Genomic DNA, 16,262 nt, shown 5'->3' with positions numbered 1-16,262 from the left:
GCCCGGAAACTCATTCCGTCTGGTCGTCTTCGGTCGCTTGCGGATCACGCCGCCTGATATCATCGTCCGATTTCTTGTGCTGAGCGGCTGCCGTCTTGCGGATGAAATCAAACCGGTTTTCTTCGGCATTTGCCGGCTTCGGCGGCGTGCCGGTCTTGCTTGAAAATTTGATCATGGGCGAAATCCTATTCTGCTGAAGCCGAGGAGCCCGCCGGGAAATGTCCTGGCGGCGGCAGCACTAGTCTTTCGGGAAGAAAATCAGGCTGAGTTTGACAACTGGCAGAGCGCTAACTGTCCGCGCCGGTGTCTCCGGCGCGGACGCTAGGAAGTTTCGCCAGATATTAGGCTGCGAGCGCGGTAGCGCAACCAATGGAAGCGCGGCGATCGGGAGAGGTCTCGCCCGGCATGGTGGCCCAGCCGCCCGTCTCGACGAACTTCTGCCTGTCGTAGCCGACGGACTTGGCCTTCAGTTCGACCAGCTTTGCCGCAGCATCGGGTGCCGCATTGAACCGCTCAACGCAGATGGTCGAGGCGAGCTGACCGCGCGCCACGTCGCCGGCCGTCTGCGCAAGTGTCTGCGAAGTGCCGCCGGTGACCCAGCCGCCCCAGCTGAAGCCGATGATCATCGTGGCGACGGCGGTGCCGACGCATGTCCAGACAAGCGTTGATTTGGACGGTTGGTAGTTCTCCCAACGTGCGGCGAGGGACTGCTTCTGGTTGCTCTGCATAGCCATGGAAACGTTCCTTGTTGATAGTGGGAAGTCACCATCCAGCCGCATTGCGGCCGGATGGCTCAGGTGTCGCTTAGTAACCCATGCCGGCTGGGTTGCCGCCGTTGGAGGCTTCCTTCGCCGGAATGTCGGCGATCATGGCTTCGGCGGTGATCAGGAGGGCGGCGATCGAGCCGGCATCCTGTAGTGCGGTGCGAACGACCTTGGCGGGATCGACGATGCCAGCCTTGATCATGTCGACATAGGCTTCGGTCTGCGCATTGAAGCCCAGATTGGCATCCTTGCCTTCCATCAGCTTGCCCACGACGACGGAGCCCTCGACGCCGGCATTGTCTGCGATCTGCCGGATCGGCGCCTCGAGCGCCTTCAGCACGATCGAAATGCCGGCGGTGACGTCGGCGTTGGCGCCGGTGAGCGTCTCAAGTGCTGCCTTGGCGCGCAGCAGCGCCACGCCGCCGCCGGCAACGATGCCTTCTTCAACGGCCGCACGGGTGGCGTTGAGCGCATCGTCGATGCGGTCCTTCTTTTCCTTGACCTCGGTCTCGGTCGCCCCGCCGACGCGGATCACGGCAACACCGCCGGCAAGCTTGGCCAGGCGCTCCTGCAACTTTTCCTTGTCGTAGTCCGAGGTCGTTTCCTCGATCTGCATCTTCAACTGCGCGATCCGGGCCGTAATGCCGGCCTTGCCGCCCGAGCCGTCGATGATGGTTGTCGCGTCCTTGTCGATGAGCACGCGCTTGGCCCGGCCGAGCATGTCGATAGTGACGTTCTCGAGCTTGATGCCGAGATCTTCCGAGATCATCTGGCCGGCGGTCAGGACCGCGATGTCTTCCAGCATCGCCTTGCGGCGGTCGCCGAAGCCGGGCGCCTTGACGGCGGCGACCTTCAGGCCGCCACGCAGCTTGTTGACGACGAGCGTGGCCAAGGCCTCGCCTTCGACGTCTTCCGAGATGATGAGCAGCGGCTTGCCGCTCTGCACCACGGCTTCGAGGATCGGCAGCATCGCCTGCAGATTGCCGAGCTTCTTCTCGTGGATGAGGATGTAGGGGTCTTCAAGCTCGGCACGCATCTTGTCGGCATTGGTGACGAAGTAGGGGCTGAGGTAACCGCGATCAAACTGCATGCCCTCGACGACGTCGAGTTCGGTTTCGGCGGTCTTGGCTTCCTCGACGGTGATGACGCCTTCATTGCCGACCTTGTCCATCGCCTTGGCAATCATCGCACCGACGGTGGCATCGCCATTGGCGGCGATGGTGCCGACCTGGGCGATCTCGTCCGAAGACTTGACCTTCTTGGCCCGCGCCTTGATGTCCTTGACCACGGCAGCCACGGCAAGATCGATGCCGCGCTTGAGGTCCATCGGGTTCATGCCGGCGGCCACCAGCTTGGCCCCTTCGCGCAGGATGGATGCCGCGAGCACCGTTGCCGTCGTTGTGCCATCGCCGGCGAGGTCGTTGGTCTTCGAGGCCACTTCGCGCACCATCTGCGCGCCCATGTTCTCGAACTTGTCGGAAAGCTCGATCTCCTTAGCGACGGTGACGCCGTCCTTGGTGATGCGCGGAGCGCCATAGGCGCGGTCGATGATGACATTGCGGCCTTTCGGGCCAAGCGTCACCTTGACGGCATTGTTGAGCAGCTCGACGCCGCGCAACATGCGGTCGCGGGCATCGTTCGAAAATTTGATTTCCTTGGCAGACATGATTTTTCGTCCAGTTCGTTCTTGAGGCCGTAGCCGGGTCAGGCGGCTTTCTTGGCCGCTTCGCTCGTGTCGACGATGCCCATGATGTCGGCCTCCTTCATGATCAGGAGATCGGCGCCATCGATCTTGACCTCGGTGCCCGACCATTTGCCGAACAGCACGGTGTCACCGACCTTGACGTCGAGCGGGATCAGCTTGCCGCTGTCGTCGCGCGAGCCTGGGCCGACGCCAACGACTTCGCCTTGCTGGGGTTTTTCCTTGGCATTGTCGGGAATGATGATGCCGCCCTTGGATTTGATATCGCCCTCGGCGCGCCGAATGACGACGCGGTCGTGAAGTGGTCGGAATTTCATGAATGTTCTTTCTGCAGCCGGCGCATAGGGGACCGCATTTCCTATGTACGCCCTTTGGCACTCGAATGACAGGAGTGCCAAAAATTATTCCACCTGGTGCGAGAGTATTCAAAAATAACAAGATCGCGCGGTGGCCTAAAAATGCGATTCAGCGACAAATAGGCGGGAAATTTGAATTCCGGGCAGAGAAACCTTATTTAAGGCGCAGTGGAATTTTTATTTTCCGCGCACGAAGAGGATTTCAGATATTGGATGTAGTCATGGAAAATTTTCTGGAAAAAGCTCAGTCTCGCTCGATCGAGGCGCAGAAGAAAACAGCGGAGCGCAACAGCGCAATGGCCGAATATCAGTCGGAAGCAAAAGCCCGGGCCATCAAGACCGCAAAGTTGCGTGAGTTGCGCTTGGCCAAGGACGAGGCCGATCGCGCCGCTGAGGCCCTGAAACCCGTAGAACCCAAGAAGAAGCGCATGACGCGCGCTGCAAAGTAGCAAGCGGTACCTTTGCCTGGCCACCAAGGCTGCCACTCCTGCTCAGGCAGGATGGGTAGTCGGCTGATGCTTGTTCGATGGCGCCGGGCATGAACCGTCGGCAAGCCTATTGTTTTATCCGACCACCCTCCCCATATGCGGTCTATCGGCATTCCGCCGGGAGCGAGACGCTCATCGAGATACGATGGTGGGTTTTGCCGCGGGATGCTGCATTTGCCCTGATTGACAGCTGGCCGACCACGAATGTACCGGCGGCGTGCAAGTCTCAGGAGCCAGAGGGAAGCGGGCCTATGCCCGCTTTTTTCTTTTCTGGAGAGCTTTCCCGAAACCGTTGTGCCCGCTTCAGGCGGGTGGTCTGGCGTCCGCTTGGGGCTGTAGCCGGAACAGCGCCCGGGCAATTCCCTTGACCTTGCCCTGGTCGACCTGCGCCGTGTCGTTGGGCAGCAGCGTCGTCACCTTGTCGACACCGAGATCCGCAAGCTGGAACGGCGTGCCGTGGCCGAATTCGAGATGACCGCGGCCGATGATGCCGATCACCAGCGGCGGATCGTCGGTCGCCCGCGCCCTGGCGATGTTGCAGGCAAACGCCCGATCCCACGTCTGCTGCGCCCTGACGAAGCGGTCGAACTCCGGCGCTTGCGGCGACGTCACCTTGCGCGTCGGCGAGCCACCGCCGGTGATGTCGAACAGATATTGCCGGTAGGCCGGCGTCGCATCCGCCGAGGGCGTGAGCCCGTCGCGCTCGCCGAGTGGGATGGCGCCCCAACCTTCCTTGCCGACCCGCGTCACCAGTTCGCGGTAGCAGTTGAGCGCCAGCATCGGCACGCCAAACTCGCGGCAGAAATGAAAGATCGGCAGGTAGAGCTCGGCCGGGAAGCCCCAGACCTTACCCCACTCGGCGGCCTTCAGAAACTCGTCCCGCTCGAGATCGCCGGCGACCCATTGGTCGAGCACCGGCTGCAACCGGCGCGGAAACATTTCGAAGCCGATGGCGATGTCATTGCGCAGCGTTCGCATCGCCGTGCAGACATGCAGCTGCCAGCGGTGGATGTCATAGCGGTCATGCGTTTCGCCGAGCAGCAGCACGTGGCTCCGTGCAACCTCCCGCATCAGTGTGGGATGATCGAGCAGCGCGCCGCTGTCGGGATCGAGCCAGCTGGCGACAGGGTGGTTCCATTCAGTCATATCAGTCACCCGAAGCTGCCAATCGCGCCCGAAACGGTGAGCCCCGTCTCGGCGCCGTCGGTGGTCAGCGCAACGAAGCGCGCCTCGCTGGCATCGTCCTCGCGGCGCCAGCCGCCGACCGAACCGCCCTTGAGGTGCAGATGGAAGTCCGGCCGCATGACGTTGACGTAGCCCAAGACCGGCTTGACCGCCGGCATGTCGCCTTCCCAGGCCTGCCAGAAGGACGGCCGGCTGAACTCGATCCTGACGCGGCCACCGCTGCGCTCGGCAGCCGCGAACGGCTCGAGCCCGGCGTCGTCAGCGTCGAGCTCCTTGCGCTCGTCCAGGCTGCCACCAGTCCGTTCTTCGACAGCAAGCTCGGTGCCTTGCGGGAACTCGCCAAGCACGGCGTCGAACGGATCGAGACCCTCGAAGCCGGTGACGTTGGCGATGTTCTCGCCGTCGGCGCCGCGCAGTTCGATACGCGGATAGGATTTCTCACGCATGACCGGCGTGCGGTCGACGATGACGGTGGCGATCGCCGCCAGCTTGATACGGGAGTTGTGCTCGGCGCCTTCGCAGACCAGCCAGCCATCCTCGATGCGAACCTTTTCGACCGTGCCGATGCGCTCGTGGGTGGCGCCCAGGCGTTCCGAGTTGATCATCACCCGTCCGATCGCCGGCAGCCGCGCAAGCAGGGCGGCGGGGGCGACGTCGAGGCGTTCGCGTTTATGGGGCGTGCGGGTGGTCATGGGCATTTCCTATGCGAATTGCAGGACTGGATTTTCGTTCGCCGCTTCGGCTTTCGGCTCAAGATCGATGACACGCAAGGTCCCCAGCGCCTTGGGATTGCAGTGCGAGACGATGACGAATGTCGTTGTCGGCAGATGCTTCTTGAGCGTCGCGAAGAGGTCGGCCTCGGCTGCCTCGTCGAGCGCGCTTGTCGCTTCGTCGAGGAACAGCCAGTCCGGCTTGAGCACAAGCGCGCGGGCCAGCGCCAGGCGCTGCAGCTCGCCCCCGGAGAGGCCCGACAGCACCAGCGGATGGCCTTCCGCGGCATCTTCGAGCCGCAGCATGTCGCTGTCGCCGAAGCCGACGGCTTCGATGGCCTGGCGCAATTCCTGTCGCGTGAAGGCGTCGGCGGACGCGGGGTAGGCGACCGCACCGAAGACGTCGCCCTGCGGGAAGTAGACCTTCTGCGACAGGAACAGCTTGCTTGCCGAAGGCATCTCGATGCGTCCGTCGCCATGATCCCAGCCGCCGGCCATCGCCTTCAGAAGCGTGGTCTTGCCGAGCCCCGACTGGCCGCGCAGCCACACTGTTTCGCCAGGGCGGATATCGAGGCGCGGTATCGACAGCAGCGCGCGGCCCTCGGGTGTCCTGAGCTTCAGATCATGGAGATGCAGGCCGCCTGACGACGCCTCGACGACGATGCCGGAAGGCCGGCTGCGCACTGCCTCGGTCGCGGCAAGGAAGCCGTCGAGGCGGGACGATGCGGCGACGAGGTTCGACAGCGGCTTGTAGGAGAAGACGAACCACGACAGCGTGGTGACCACATTGGAAAACGCCATGGCGATCTGCATCAGGCCGCCAAGAGCGATGTTGCCGGCGAGGAAGCCGGGTAGGGCGACGAACAGCGGAATGCGCAGCACGGTGTGCGAATAGGGGAAGGTGAAGCAGCCGAGCAGGAACTCGCGGCCTGCCAGCTTGCGCCAGTTCTGGGCGATGCCGTCGAAGCGGCGGTCGAGCCCGGCGCGCTCGACATTCTCGCCGCCCATCAGCGCGATCTCGTCGGCCGACTGGCGGATGCGCGCCATCGAAAAGCGGAAATCGCCCTCGCGCTTCTGCTGCGTGTAAAACAGCGACTTCAGCGGCCGGCCGAGCAGGTGCGTCAGCCCGCTCGACAAAGCGACATAGATGAATGCCGCCCAGACCATGTAGCGCGGGATCGAGACGTCGAAACCGAACAGCGAGAAGCTGAGCGCGAAGGTCGACAGACCCCACAGCAGTGCGAGAAAGGAGAATATGCCGACGATCTTGGTGATCAGCTCGATGCCTTCGTCGAGGATACCCTTGACGAACAGGCCGCAATCGTCGGCGATACGCTGGTCGGGATTGTCGACGTCGCGCGGGCAGTCGCCCTGGGTCAGCCGCCAATAGGCGCGATCGGCGAACCACGAGCCGAGTGCTGCCTCGGTCAGTGATTGTCGCCACCTGATGTGCAACATTTTCTGCAGGTAATCTGCCGTTAGTGAGCGCACCGAGTTGGCCGCGACGATGCCGGCAAAAATCCAGATCTGCCAGACCGCCGCCTTGGCGTCGACCTTTTCCAGCGCGCCGTAGAATTCCGAGGTCCAGCTTACCAGTCTGATGGTGAAATAGATGCCAGCCAGCTGCAGCGCGATGACCGCGGCGAGATAGACGAGGCTCGTCTTGCCGCCCTTGCCGGCAATGCAGAGCTTGAGCAGGCGAACGAACTGCCTGAGGACGTTGGTCACCGCGATGGCCTTTCATGCAAGGACGCAGGACAACGTGCCCTGCGCCGGATCGCTGTCGATTTGGCTCAGAAGCGCACTGTCGCGCCGAGCTTGAAGGTGCGGCCTGGAGCCACCTGCATTTCCGGATTGTTGGCGTTGGCCACCGGTCCCGAGATCACGTTGGTGACGCCGGTGAGCGTGTTGGGGAAATAGCGGCGGTCGAAGATGTTCTGGATGCCGAAATCGACATCGACATTTGCCGTCGGCTTCCAGCGGGCATAGGCGTCGAACACCGCATAGCCGCCCGGCTTGAAGGCGTTGGGGTCGGCGCGTTCGGTGACGCCATGGGCGAAGGTGGCGACCAGCTCGGTTTCGAGATTCCAGTCGGGGATAAGATAACGCCCGCCCAGCACCGCGGTCAGTGGCACCGCGCCGTCGAACGCCGTTTCGGCGGGACTCGCCGAAATCCGCTGCGTGCCCTTCTGATAGGAGATCGAGCCGTTCAGGTAGAGGTTTTCGTAGACCTCGTATTCGCCGCCGAACTCGATGCCCCAGACCTTCACGTCCTCGACATTGTCTGACGTGTAGTGGTTCGGCCTGCCCGGCACTTCCTGCAGCGAGCGGATGAAATCCTTGTAGTCGGCGTAGAACGCGGTGAGGCTGAAGTAGCCCTTGTCGAGCTCGCCGCGAATGCCGGCTTCATAGCTGCGCACGGATTCAGGCTTCAAATTCGGATTGGGGATCAGGACGGATGGCGGAGACGTAAAAAGATTGTCTGACGACACGAACAACTGCTGCGACGTCGGCATCTTGAAGCCTTCGCCATAGCCGGCATAGAGCGTATAGGTGTCGTTCAGCTCGTACATCGCGCTGATGCGCTTGATCAGCTTGGTCTCGTCGATCTTCTTTGGCTCGAAGCCGGGCTTCGGCTTGTAGTCGGCGTCGCCGGTGGGATCGATCGAATAGTGCGCCAGGCGCGCGCCAGGTGTGATGGTCAGCCGGTCGTCGAACAGCTTGATCTCGTCCTGCAGGTAGATGTCGGCGCGGACGGTGTCGACCTTCGGGAAGTTGAAGCCCTGGTTGTTGGCCGTGGCCGAGGTGCCAGCCGTCAGGTTGTTGGTGATGTTGTAGCCGGAATAGCTGCTGTTGGTCAGGTCGCCGTCGAAGCCATAGGTCAGCTTGTGCGACAGGCCGCCCAGTTCGAAGGACGAGTTGGCCTGCACATCGGCCTCGAGGAAATCCTCGCCATAGTTGCGGACTTGGATGTTCTGCTGGAGGCGGGTTGGATAGGTACGCAGCTGGTTGCTGTAGGTGTCGCGCTTCTGTGGCGAGTATGAGATCTGCCACTTGATCTCATCGAGCCAGGGCGCGTCGACCTTCCAGTCATGCGATAGGGCCAGCCTGTAGCGCTCCATCTCCAGTTCGCGCTGCCAGCTGGTGTTGACGTACGTCGATCCCGCAGACGAGTCGTACATCTGCTGGATCGTCGTGTTGCGGTTGAACCATTCGCCGGTCAGCTTGACCTCGTGATCCTCGGTCGGGTTCCACTGCAGCTTCATCAGGCCGTTGAAGGCGTCGGTGTCGGCGGGGAAGGCCTTGTTGCAGGGCCAGATCGCCTGGCGCGGGCAGCCCCACTGGCCGCCATCGGCGCGGCTGTTGCTGAAATCGCCTTCCGACGCGCCGAGATGGCCGAAGCTGCCGAGGAACTTGAAGTCGCCGGATTCCGCGGCAGCGCTCACCTGCTTGCGGAATGAATCGTCGTAGCTGTCATAGGCGGTCTTCTTCTCGACCGCCCACGACTTCGAGCCGTCGAGCAGGTCGTCGGGGTCGAGCGTGCGGAAGGCAACCGCGCCACCGAGTGCGTCGGCGCCCTGGAGCACCGAGTTCGGGCCGCGCACGATCTCGGCGCTGCGCATGTTGAACGGGTCGACGAAGTCGCGGCTGCCGTCGATGATCTGCTCCTGGATGCGGCTGCCGTCGACGGTCATCTGGACGCGGTTGCCGCCCATGGCGCGGATGTTGAAGCCGGTGAGCTGGCCGAACGGGTTGGTCAGCGACGTCGTGCGCGAGACGGTGACGCCCGGCTCGTAGCGAACCATGTCCTGGATGTCGCGGACGACATGGCGCTGCAGCGTCTCGCGGTCGATGACCGAGACCGACATCGGAATGTCGAGCACCTTGCCGGTGGTGCGCGCCGAGGTGACAACGAGCCTGTCGAGCACGATGCGCTCTTCATTGCTCAGCAGTGGCTTTGCTTCTTCGACCTTCTTTGCCGGCACCGGCGTGGTTGCGGTCTGGGCGCTGGCGATGCCGGCCGATTGCAGCAACAGCAGCGAAACGCCGGCCAGAAGCATCTGCGACCGCGAACCGCGACCGGTGTGAACTTTAGACATGACAGCCCCCCAATCGAAAGTCTGGAAAAAGCTGGCTGTCCGCGAACGAAGGGCTGGCGTAAGTTAATATGAGTCTATGACTCAAGATTATGGATGGCTGTATAATCGGTCCTGCGGTGAGCGCAAGCCGGGGCCGGCCCGGCGCGACACCTGGCCTCACCCGCAACAGGTGCATTCCCGCGACGGCCAGCTACGGTTTGCGAGGACTTGGAAGACTTTTTACGCGTCGCTCCGACGTAACGGGCGATTTTACCGAAGCGTTCCATGAAAATATGACTAACATTGTCATATTATTTGACAGGAAAGCGCGAATGACCTAGCGAACCCGTCCCTGTTGTTCGAGCGGCGTCGGGTTGGCGATGAAATTTCGAGAGAAACTGAACGCCTTGCGCAAGATACCGCTTGGCGACTGGCGGATACTGATGCGGATCCTGGGCATCTACCGTCGAAAATTTTTCCTCGCCATCGCGCTTTCCCTGGCCGGAATCGTGCTTTCGGTGACGGTTCCGATCCTTTCGCAGAAGATCGTTGACAGCGTCATGGTGGGCAAGGACGGCTGGGCCGCGACCCAGTTCGCCGCCATCGCCATCGTGGCGGCGGTTATCAGGCACATGACGTCACGCTGGCACAATTCGCTGATCAACGACGTGGACGCCAGATTCACCGCCCGGCTGTCCAGGCGCATCTACTTCCGCCTCATGCGCATCCCCTATGAGAGCTCGGCATCCGCAGGCGGAAGCACGATCAACCTGCTCAACGAGTCCCAGCGTGTCGCCAGCTTCATGCTGAGCGCCGCGCCGAATTTCTTCCTGACGATTTTGGGTGCCGCCGTCTCGTTTGCCGTTGCGCTGTACTATGACTATCTCATCTGCCTGCTGGCCTTTGCTGTTGCGCTGGTCTTCGCTGTCTTTGCCCGCAAGACCAATGCGCAGCTGGGCGAGGCGAGCCGCAGCTCGTTTCGTCTCAATGGCGTCTTGCAAGGGGCGACCGCCGAGACGGTGGGCAACATCCGCGGCATCAAGTCGAATGCGGTGGAGCGCTTCTTCATCCGCCGCTGGGCAGCGAAATCGGCCGACGCCATCAAGGCGCGCTGGCGCATCCTGGACCTTTCGCACTCCTATTCGTTCACCCTTGGCCTGCTGAGCGAGATTCTGACACTGCTCGTCGTTCTTGTCGGCTGCTGGCGCATCCTGCGCGGCGACCTGACGATCGGTGGCCTGCTTGCGCTGCAGCTGCTCGTCACCCGGGCGACCATGCCGATGCTTACGAGCGCCGGCATCCTGATCCAGTTCCATTCGGTGAGTGCCACTGTCTCAGCCCTTGCGGCTTTCCTCAAGCGCCAGCCGGAGCGCGCCATCGTTGCCCCGGCGCTGCGTGCTGCCGATTTCGGTCCGATCAGCGTCGAGGACCTGACCTTCCGCTATCCCGAGGCGACCGCTGCTGCGCTTAACGATGTCAGCCTGGCGCTGCCGGCGACCGGTGTCGTTGCAATCGTCGGCCGCAACGGCTCCGGCAAGTCCAGCCTGCTGCGCGTGCTTCTGGGGCTCGAGCGCGACTATGATGGCAAGGTCGCGATCGGCGGCATAGACGTCCGTGCCTACAATCCGCGCTGGTTGCGTGGCCGCATCGGTGTCGTCGACCAGGAGACGTCGCTGTTTTCCGGCACCATCCGCGAGAATCTTCAGGCATCGCTGCCGCGTTCGCTTCGCGACGGCGAGATCGACAAGGCGCTGGCGTTTTCCTCAGCCGACAAGTTCACCGCAGGCTTGCCCAAGGGCATCGACACCGAGCTGGTGCAGGCGGGGCAGAACCTGTCCGGCGGACAGCGCCAGCGCCTGGCGATTTCGCGCGCCGTGCTGCGTGATCCGCACATCGCCGTCTTCGACGAGCCGACCTCGGCGCTCGACGCCGAATCGGCGATGTCGCTCGAGCGCGAGCTTCTGGCCTTCGGCCGCGACCGCCTCGTCATCATCGTCACGCACCATCTCTTCTCGGCGCGTTCGGCCGACATGATCGTCGTGCTCGACGAAGGCAGGATCGTCGGCACAGGCAGCCATGAGGACCTGAGCGCCGAGTGCTCCGTCTATCAGGCGCTCTGGCGCGACTACGTCAGGGATTGACCGTCATTGACGTAGCGGGTCGAACAGATGGAAATGATTTCTTTCCATCTGTTGACACGATACCCGTCACTCATACTACATGTAGATGTCGTGGTTCTTTCGAGTTGATTCCAGCTCGGGAGCTAAGAGGGAAGCCGGTGCGCGATTTCGCAATGCCGGCGCTGCCCCCGCAACTGTAAGCAGTGAGTTGCTGTCGCGTAGTGCCACTGGCGCCAATGGGCGCTGGGAAGGCCAGACAGCGGCAATGATCTGCGAGCCAGGAGACCTGCCGCGATAGATTTTTGAACGTCCACGGGCGGGGTGTCCGGTGGTGCGCTTGCGTTCTGCCGGCTTACGCCGGCCGAAATCCAGCACGCGTCCGCTCAAGGCCTCGCCCCCAAACCATCGGGGAAGATGATGCCGGCGACCTCTACTCTTCTATCAAGCGGAACCGACAGGATTCCGTCAGCCTTCAGCCAGGGTTCCGAGACCGTGTCCCTCTTCGAGACCCGGGTCAACGAATACCAGAACGGTGGAGCGCTGGCATGGGACTGAACTGGAACTGCCCCATCGTTGCGCCAGTTGTGCCCGAGCCAGAACAGGTGTTCCTGGCGTGGCTGGTCGCGCAGCCCGAAGGCGGCAATCTTCACGAGGCGGCCTCGCGACAGGCAAACCGCCTCGCCGAGTATGCTGGTGGGCATCCGGGGCCGCGCCAGCTCAGATTGTTGTTCCTGGATCTCGCCGCCGAGCTTGACTGCAGGGCCGGCCGGAGAAAGGCAATACAGTCGTGAAGTGGAGCGCATCCGCAAGGTGCGCGAGCAAACTGGCTGGATCATGGACACCTATCTGCTGAAGCAACCGGACTAGCTCGGAGGCTGTTCGTATTGCCCGTGGTCGCAAATGCGCTAACGACGCTCTCGACATATTGACATAAAGATGTCTTTATGTGACCTGACGGCTTTGTCGCCGAAAGGATGAAAAGTGTCGCAAAACGCCACCTCGCTCGACGCCCTGTTTGGGTCGGTTGCCGCCAAGCCTGACGGCTCGGAGGTGCTTGCGGCGCTGAAAGCTGCGGCGCGCGAGCGCATCCTGATCCTCGACGGCGCGATGGGCACCCAGATCCAGGGGCTCGGCTTCAACGAAGACCATTTCCGCGGCGACAAGTTCACCGGTTGCGCCTGCCATCAGCAGGGCAACAACGACCTTTTGATCCTGTCGCAGCCCAAGGCGATCGAGGAGATCCACTACAAATACGCCATCGCCGGCGCCGACATCATCGAGACCAACACGTTTTCGTCGACTTCCATCGCCCAGGCCGACTACGGCATGGAAGACATGGTCTACGAGCTCAACCGCGACGGCGCGCGGCTGGTCCGCCGCGCCGTCATCCGGGCGCAGCAGGAGGACGGCAAGCGCCGTTTCGTTGCGGGCGCGCTTGGGCCGACCAACCGCACCGCCTCGATCTCGCCCGACGTCAACAATCCCGGCTACCGGGCCGTCAGCTTCGACGATTTGCGCATCGCCTATGGCGAACAACTGCGAGGCCTGATCGACGGCGGCGCCGACATCATCCTCATCGAGACCATTTTCGACACGCTCAACGCCAAGGCGGCGATCTTTGCCTGCGACGAGATCTTCATCGAAAAGGGCGTGCGCCTGCCGGTGATGATTTCGGGCACCATCACCGACCTGTCCGGCCGCACGCTGTCCGGCCAGACGCCGTCGGCCTTCTGGAACTCGATCCGCCATGCCGACCCGTTCACGGTAGGCCTCAACTGCGCGCTGGGTGCTGCCGCCATGCGTCCGCATCTCGCCGAGCTGTCCGATGTCGCCGAGACCTTCATCTGCGCCTATCCCAATGCCGGCCTGCCCAACGCCTTCGGCCAGTATGACGAGAGCCCAGAATTCATGGCCGCCCAGGTTGAGGAGTTCGCGCGCGAGGGCTTCATCAACATCGTCGGCGGCTGCTGCGGCTCGACGCCGGAGCACATCCGCGCCATCGCCGAAGCGGTGGCAAAGTATCCGCCGCGCCAGGTGCCGGAACTCAGGCCGCAGATGCGCCTGTCGGGTCTCGAGCCGTTCACGCTCACCGACGAGATTCCCTTCGTCAATGTCGGCGAGCGCACCAATGTCACCGGCTCGGCCAAGTTCCGCAAGCTGGTCACCGCCGGCGACTATGCCGCTGCTCTCGACGTCGCCCGCGACCAGGTCGTCAATGGCGCCCAGATCATCGACATCAACATGGACGAGGGCCTGATCGACTCGAAGAAGGCTATGGTCGAGTACCTCAACCTGATCGCCGCCGAGCCTGACATCGCGCGTGTGCCTGTCATGATCGACAGCTCCAAATGGGAGGTGATCGAGGCGGGCCTGAAATGCGTCCAGGGCAAGCCGATCGTCAATTCGATCTCGATGAAGGAAGGCGAAGAGGCCTTCCTGCATCACGCCAGGCTCTGCCGCGCCTATGGTGCCGCCGTCGTCGTCATGGCCTTCGACGAGCAGGGCCAGGCCGACACCAAGGCGCGCAAGGTCGAGATCTGCACCCGCGCCTACAAGCTTCTGACCGAGCAGGCCGGCTTCGCGCCCGAAGACATCATCTTCGACCCCAATATCTTCGCTGTCGCCACCGGCATCGAGGAGCACGACAATTACGGCGTCGACTTCATCGAGGCCACGCGCGAGATCACCGAGACCCTGCCGCATGTCCATATCTCGGGCGGCGTGTCGAACCTGTCGTTCTCGTTCCGCGGCAATGAGCCGGTGCGCGAGGCCATGCACGCCGTGTTCCTGTATCACTGCATCCAGGCGGGCATGGACATGGGCATCGTCAATGCCGGCCAGCTCGCGGTCTATGAATCGATCGACCCGGAGCTGCGCGAGGCCTGCGAGGATGTCGTGCTCAACCGGGCGCCCAAGGCCGGCGGCACCGCCACCGAGCGGCTGCTGGATTTGGCCGAACGCTACAAGGGCACGGCCGGCAAGGAGGCCAAGGAGCGTGACCTCGCCTGGCGCGACTGGCCTGTCGAGCAGCGCATCAGCCACGCGCTGGTCAACGGCATCACCGAGTTCATCGACGCCGACACCGACGAGGCGCGGCTGAGGGCCGAGCGTCCGCTGCATGTCATCGAAGGCCCGCTGATGGCCGGCATGAATGTCGTCGGCGACCTGTTCGGCGCCGGCAAGATGTTTTTGCCGCAGGTCGTCAAGTCGGCCCGCGTCATGAAGCAGGCGGTCGCCGGTCTTTTGCCGCACATGGAGGCGGAGAAGGCAGCCAACGCCGCCAACGGCATCGACAATGGCGAGCGCCAGACCGCCGGCAAGATCCTGATGGCGACGGTGAAGGGCGACGTCCACGACATCGGCAAGAACATCGTCGGCGTCGTGCTCGCCTGCAACAATTACGAGATCATCGACCTCGGCGTCATGGTGCCGGCAACCAAGATCCTGCAGGTCGCGAAGGACGAGAAGGTCGACATCATCGGCCTCTCCGGCCTGATCACGCCGTCGCTCGACGAAATGGCGCATGTCGCCGCCGAAATGGAGCGCGACGGTTTCGACATCCCGCTGCTGATCGGCGGAGCCACCACCAGCCGCGTCCACACGGCGGTGAAGATCCATCCGCGCTACAGCGCCGGCCAGACCGTCTACGTCACCGACGCCAGCCGTGCGGTGGGCGTCGTGTCGAACCTTTTGTCCGCCGAGACCAAGGGCGGCTACGTCGAACAGGTGCAGGCCGAATACAAGAAGGTCGCCGACGCCCATGCCCGCTCGGAGGCCGACAAGCAACGGCTGCCGCTGGCCAAGGCCCGCGCCAATGCGCACAAGGTCGACTGGAGGTCCTACACGCCGCCGAAGCCGTCCTTCCTTGGCACCAAGGTATTCGAGAACTGGGACCTGGCCGAGCTCGCCCGCTACATCGACTGGACGCCGTTCTTCCAGACCTGGGAGCTCAAGGGCCGCTACCCCAAGATCCTCGAAGACGAAAAGCAGGGTGCCGCGGCGCGCCAGCTGTTCGAGGATGCGCAGGCGATGCTGAAGAAGATCATCGACGAGAAGTGGTTCGCACCCAAGGCCGTCATAGGCTTCTGGCCGGCCAATGCCGTCGGCGACGACGTCAGGCTGTTCACCGACGAGGCGCGCAAGCAGGAGCTTGGCACGTTCTTCACCTTGCGCCAGCAGCTGACCAAGCGCGACGGCAAGGCCAATGTCGCGCTGGCCGATTTCATCGCCCCTGCCGACAGCGGCAAGCCGGACTATCTCGGCGGCTTCGTCGTCACCGCCGGCATCGAGGAGGTAGCGATCGCCGAGCGCTTCGAACGCGCCAATGACGACTACTCCTCGATCATGGTCAAGGCTCTGGCCGACCGTTTCGCCGAGGCCTTCGCCGAACGCATGCACGAGAAGGTGCGCAAGGAGTTCTGGGGCTACGCGCCGGATGAAAATCTCGCGCCCGACGACCTGATCGGTGAGCCCTATCGCGGCATCCGTCCGGCGCCGGGCTATCCCGCCCAGCCCGACCACACCGAAAAGGTGACCTTGTTCCGCCTGCTCGATGCCGAGAAGAATGCCGGCGTCAGCCTCACCGAGAGCATGGCGATGTGGCCGGGCTCGTCGGTGTCGGGCATCTATCTTGCCCACCCCGAGAGCTACTATTTCGGCGTCGCCAAGGTCGAGCGCGACCAGGTCGAGGATTATGCGCGGCGCAAGGACATGACCATCGCCGAGGTCGAGCGCTGGCTCGGGCCGATCCTCAACTACGTGCCGGCCTCGTTCGCCGAAGCGGCCGAATAGCAACACACTGACTTCACACGGGCTCTGTCGCCTTTGCGCTGAGCCCGTGTCGTTTTCATGCTCGTGC

The 16,262-nt window shown here is 63.0% G+C and carries 12 protein-coding genes and 1 riboswitch; of the genes, 3 read left to right on the top strand and 9 right to left on the bottom strand.

The window, feature by feature from the left end:
- Positions 1–10 precede the first annotated feature (10 nt).
- The 4 genes from ACSQ3E_RS16135 to ACSQ3E_RS16120 form a co-directional block, all read right to left on the bottom strand.
- Positions 11–175: a hypothetical protein gene (locus ACSQ3E_RS16135; RefSeq protein ID WP_436123481.1), complete on the bottom strand. Its 165-nt coding sequence runs from the start codon at positions 173–175 to the stop codon at positions 11–13.
- 166 nt (positions 176–341) lie between these two features.
- Positions 342–734 (bottom strand): hypothetical protein, encoded by a 393-nt coding sequence (locus ACSQ3E_RS16130; RefSeq protein WP_067954780.1) that lies wholly within the window; start codon positions 732–734, stop codon positions 342–344.
- 70 nt (positions 735–804) lie between these two features.
- Positions 805–2,430 carry a chaperonin GroEL gene (groL, locus tag ACSQ3E_RS16125; protein WP_436123480.1) on the bottom strand — a complete coding sequence of 542 codons (1,626 nt, stop codon included), beginning with the start codon at positions 2,428–2,430 and terminating at the stop codon, positions 805–807.
- A 38-nt stretch (positions 2,431–2,468) separates the two neighbouring features.
- Positions 2,469–2,783 (bottom strand): co-chaperone GroES, encoded by a 315-nt coding sequence (locus tag ACSQ3E_RS16120; protein WP_436123479.1) that lies wholly within the window; start codon positions 2,781–2,783, stop codon positions 2,469–2,471.
- A gap of 260 nt (positions 2,784–3,043) precedes the next feature.
- On the opposite strand from ACSQ3E_RS16120, the gene ACSQ3E_RS16115 reads away from it, so the two are divergent.
- Positions 3,044–3,271, top strand: coding sequence for a hypothetical protein (locus tag ACSQ3E_RS16115; RefSeq protein ID WP_436123652.1), 228 nt, complete (start codon positions 3,044–3,046; stop codon positions 3,269–3,271).
- A gap of 342 nt (positions 3,272–3,613) precedes the next feature.
- Here ACSQ3E_RS16115 and ACSQ3E_RS16110 read toward each other — a convergent pair whose 3' ends face one another.
- The 4 genes from ACSQ3E_RS16110 to ACSQ3E_RS16095 form a co-directional block, all read right to left on the bottom strand.
- The gene (locus ACSQ3E_RS16110) at positions 3,614–4,456 is read right to left on the bottom strand and encodes a ChaN family lipoprotein (RefSeq protein WP_436123478.1); all 843 of its coding nucleotides are present in this window, start codon (positions 4,454–4,456) and stop codon (positions 3,614–3,616) included.
- Between the two features lie 5 nt (positions 4,457–4,461).
- Positions 4,462–5,187, bottom strand: coding sequence for a hypothetical protein (locus ACSQ3E_RS16105; protein WP_436123477.1), 726 nt, complete (start codon positions 5,185–5,187; stop codon positions 4,462–4,464).
- Between the two features lie 9 nt (positions 5,188–5,196).
- Positions 5,197–6,933, bottom strand: a complete 1,737-nt coding sequence (locus ACSQ3E_RS16100; protein WP_436123476.1) for an ABC transporter ATP-binding protein/permease — start codon at positions 6,931–6,933, stop codon at positions 5,197–5,199.
- Positions 6,934–6,998: 65 nt separating this feature from the next.
- Positions 6,999–9,305, bottom strand: coding sequence for a TonB-dependent hemoglobin/transferrin/lactoferrin family receptor (locus ACSQ3E_RS16095; protein WP_436123475.1), 2,307 nt, complete (start codon positions 9,303–9,305; stop codon positions 6,999–7,001).
- A 386-nt stretch (positions 9,306–9,691) separates the two neighbouring features.
- Here ACSQ3E_RS16095 and ACSQ3E_RS16090 point away from each other — a divergent pair, with 386 nt between their 5' ends.
- The gene (locus ACSQ3E_RS16090; protein ID WP_436123474.1) at positions 9,692–11,425 is read left to right on the top strand and encodes a peptidase domain-containing ABC transporter; all 1,734 of its coding nucleotides are present in this window, start codon (positions 9,692–9,694) and stop codon (positions 11,423–11,425) included.
- A gap of 74 nt (positions 11,426–11,499) precedes the next feature.
- Positions 11,500–11,712: riboswitch (cobalamin riboswitch) on the top strand.
- A 75-nt stretch (positions 11,713–11,787) separates the two neighbouring features.
- On the opposite strand, the gene ACSQ3E_RS16085 is transcribed toward ACSQ3E_RS16090, so the two are convergent.
- Positions 11,788–12,240 carry a hypothetical protein gene (locus ACSQ3E_RS16085; protein WP_436123473.1) on the bottom strand — a complete coding sequence of 151 codons (453 nt, stop codon included), beginning with the start codon at positions 12,238–12,240 and terminating at the stop codon, positions 11,788–11,790.
- 145 nt (positions 12,241–12,385) lie between these two features.
- Between ACSQ3E_RS16085 and metH the strand changes: the two genes are divergently transcribed.
- Entirely contained in the window at positions 12,386–16,195 is a 3,810-nt protein-coding gene (gene metH, locus ACSQ3E_RS16080) for a methionine synthase (protein WP_436123472.1), read from the top strand.
- Positions 16,196–16,262: the final 67 nt, after the last annotated feature.

It is taken from the genome of Aminobacter sp. LjRoot7 (assembly GCF_964252895.1).
Lineage (GTDB): Bacteria > Pseudomonadota > Alphaproteobacteria > Rhizobiales > Rhizobiaceae > Aminobacter > Aminobacter aminovorans_B.
The sequence above is the reverse complement of the archived record's forward strand: the minus strand, read 5'-3'. Positions and strand labels throughout refer to the sequence as shown.

Bases quoted from the DNA above. Each gene is read 5' to 3' on its own strand.
- ACSQ3E_RS16105 (WP_436123477.1), bottom strand. From the start codon at position 5,187: ATGACCACCCGCACGCCCCATAAACGCGAACGCCTCGACGTCGCCCCC.
- ACSQ3E_RS16120 (WP_436123479.1), bottom strand. From the start codon at position 2,783: ATGAAATTCCGACCACTTCACGACCGCGTCGTCATTCGGCGCGCCGAG.
- ACSQ3E_RS16130 (WP_067954780.1), bottom strand. From the start codon at position 734: ATGGCTATGCAGAGCAACCAGAAGCAGTCCCTCGCCGCACGTTGGGAG.
- ACSQ3E_RS16115 (WP_436123652.1), top strand. From the start codon at position 3,044: ATGGAAAATTTTCTGGAAAAAGCTCAGTCTCGCTCGATCGAGGCGCAG.
- ACSQ3E_RS16110 (WP_436123478.1), bottom strand. From the start codon at position 4,456: ATGACTGAATGGAACCACCCTGTCGCCAGCTGGCTCGATCCCGACAGC.
- ACSQ3E_RS16135 (WP_436123481.1), bottom strand. From the start codon at position 175: ATGATCAAATTTTCAAGCAAGACCGGCACGCCGCCGAAGCCGGCAAAT.
- ACSQ3E_RS16085 (WP_436123473.1), bottom strand. From the start codon at position 12,240: ATGATCCAGCCAGTTTGCTCGCGCACCTTGCGGATGCGCTCCACTTCA.
- groL (WP_436123480.1), bottom strand. From the start codon at position 2,430: ATGTCTGCCAAGGAAATCAAATTTTCGAACGATGCCCGCGACCGCATG.
- ACSQ3E_RS16095 (WP_436123475.1), bottom strand. From the start codon at position 9,305: ATGTCTAAAGTTCACACCGGTCGCGGTTCGCGGTCGCAGATGCTTCTG.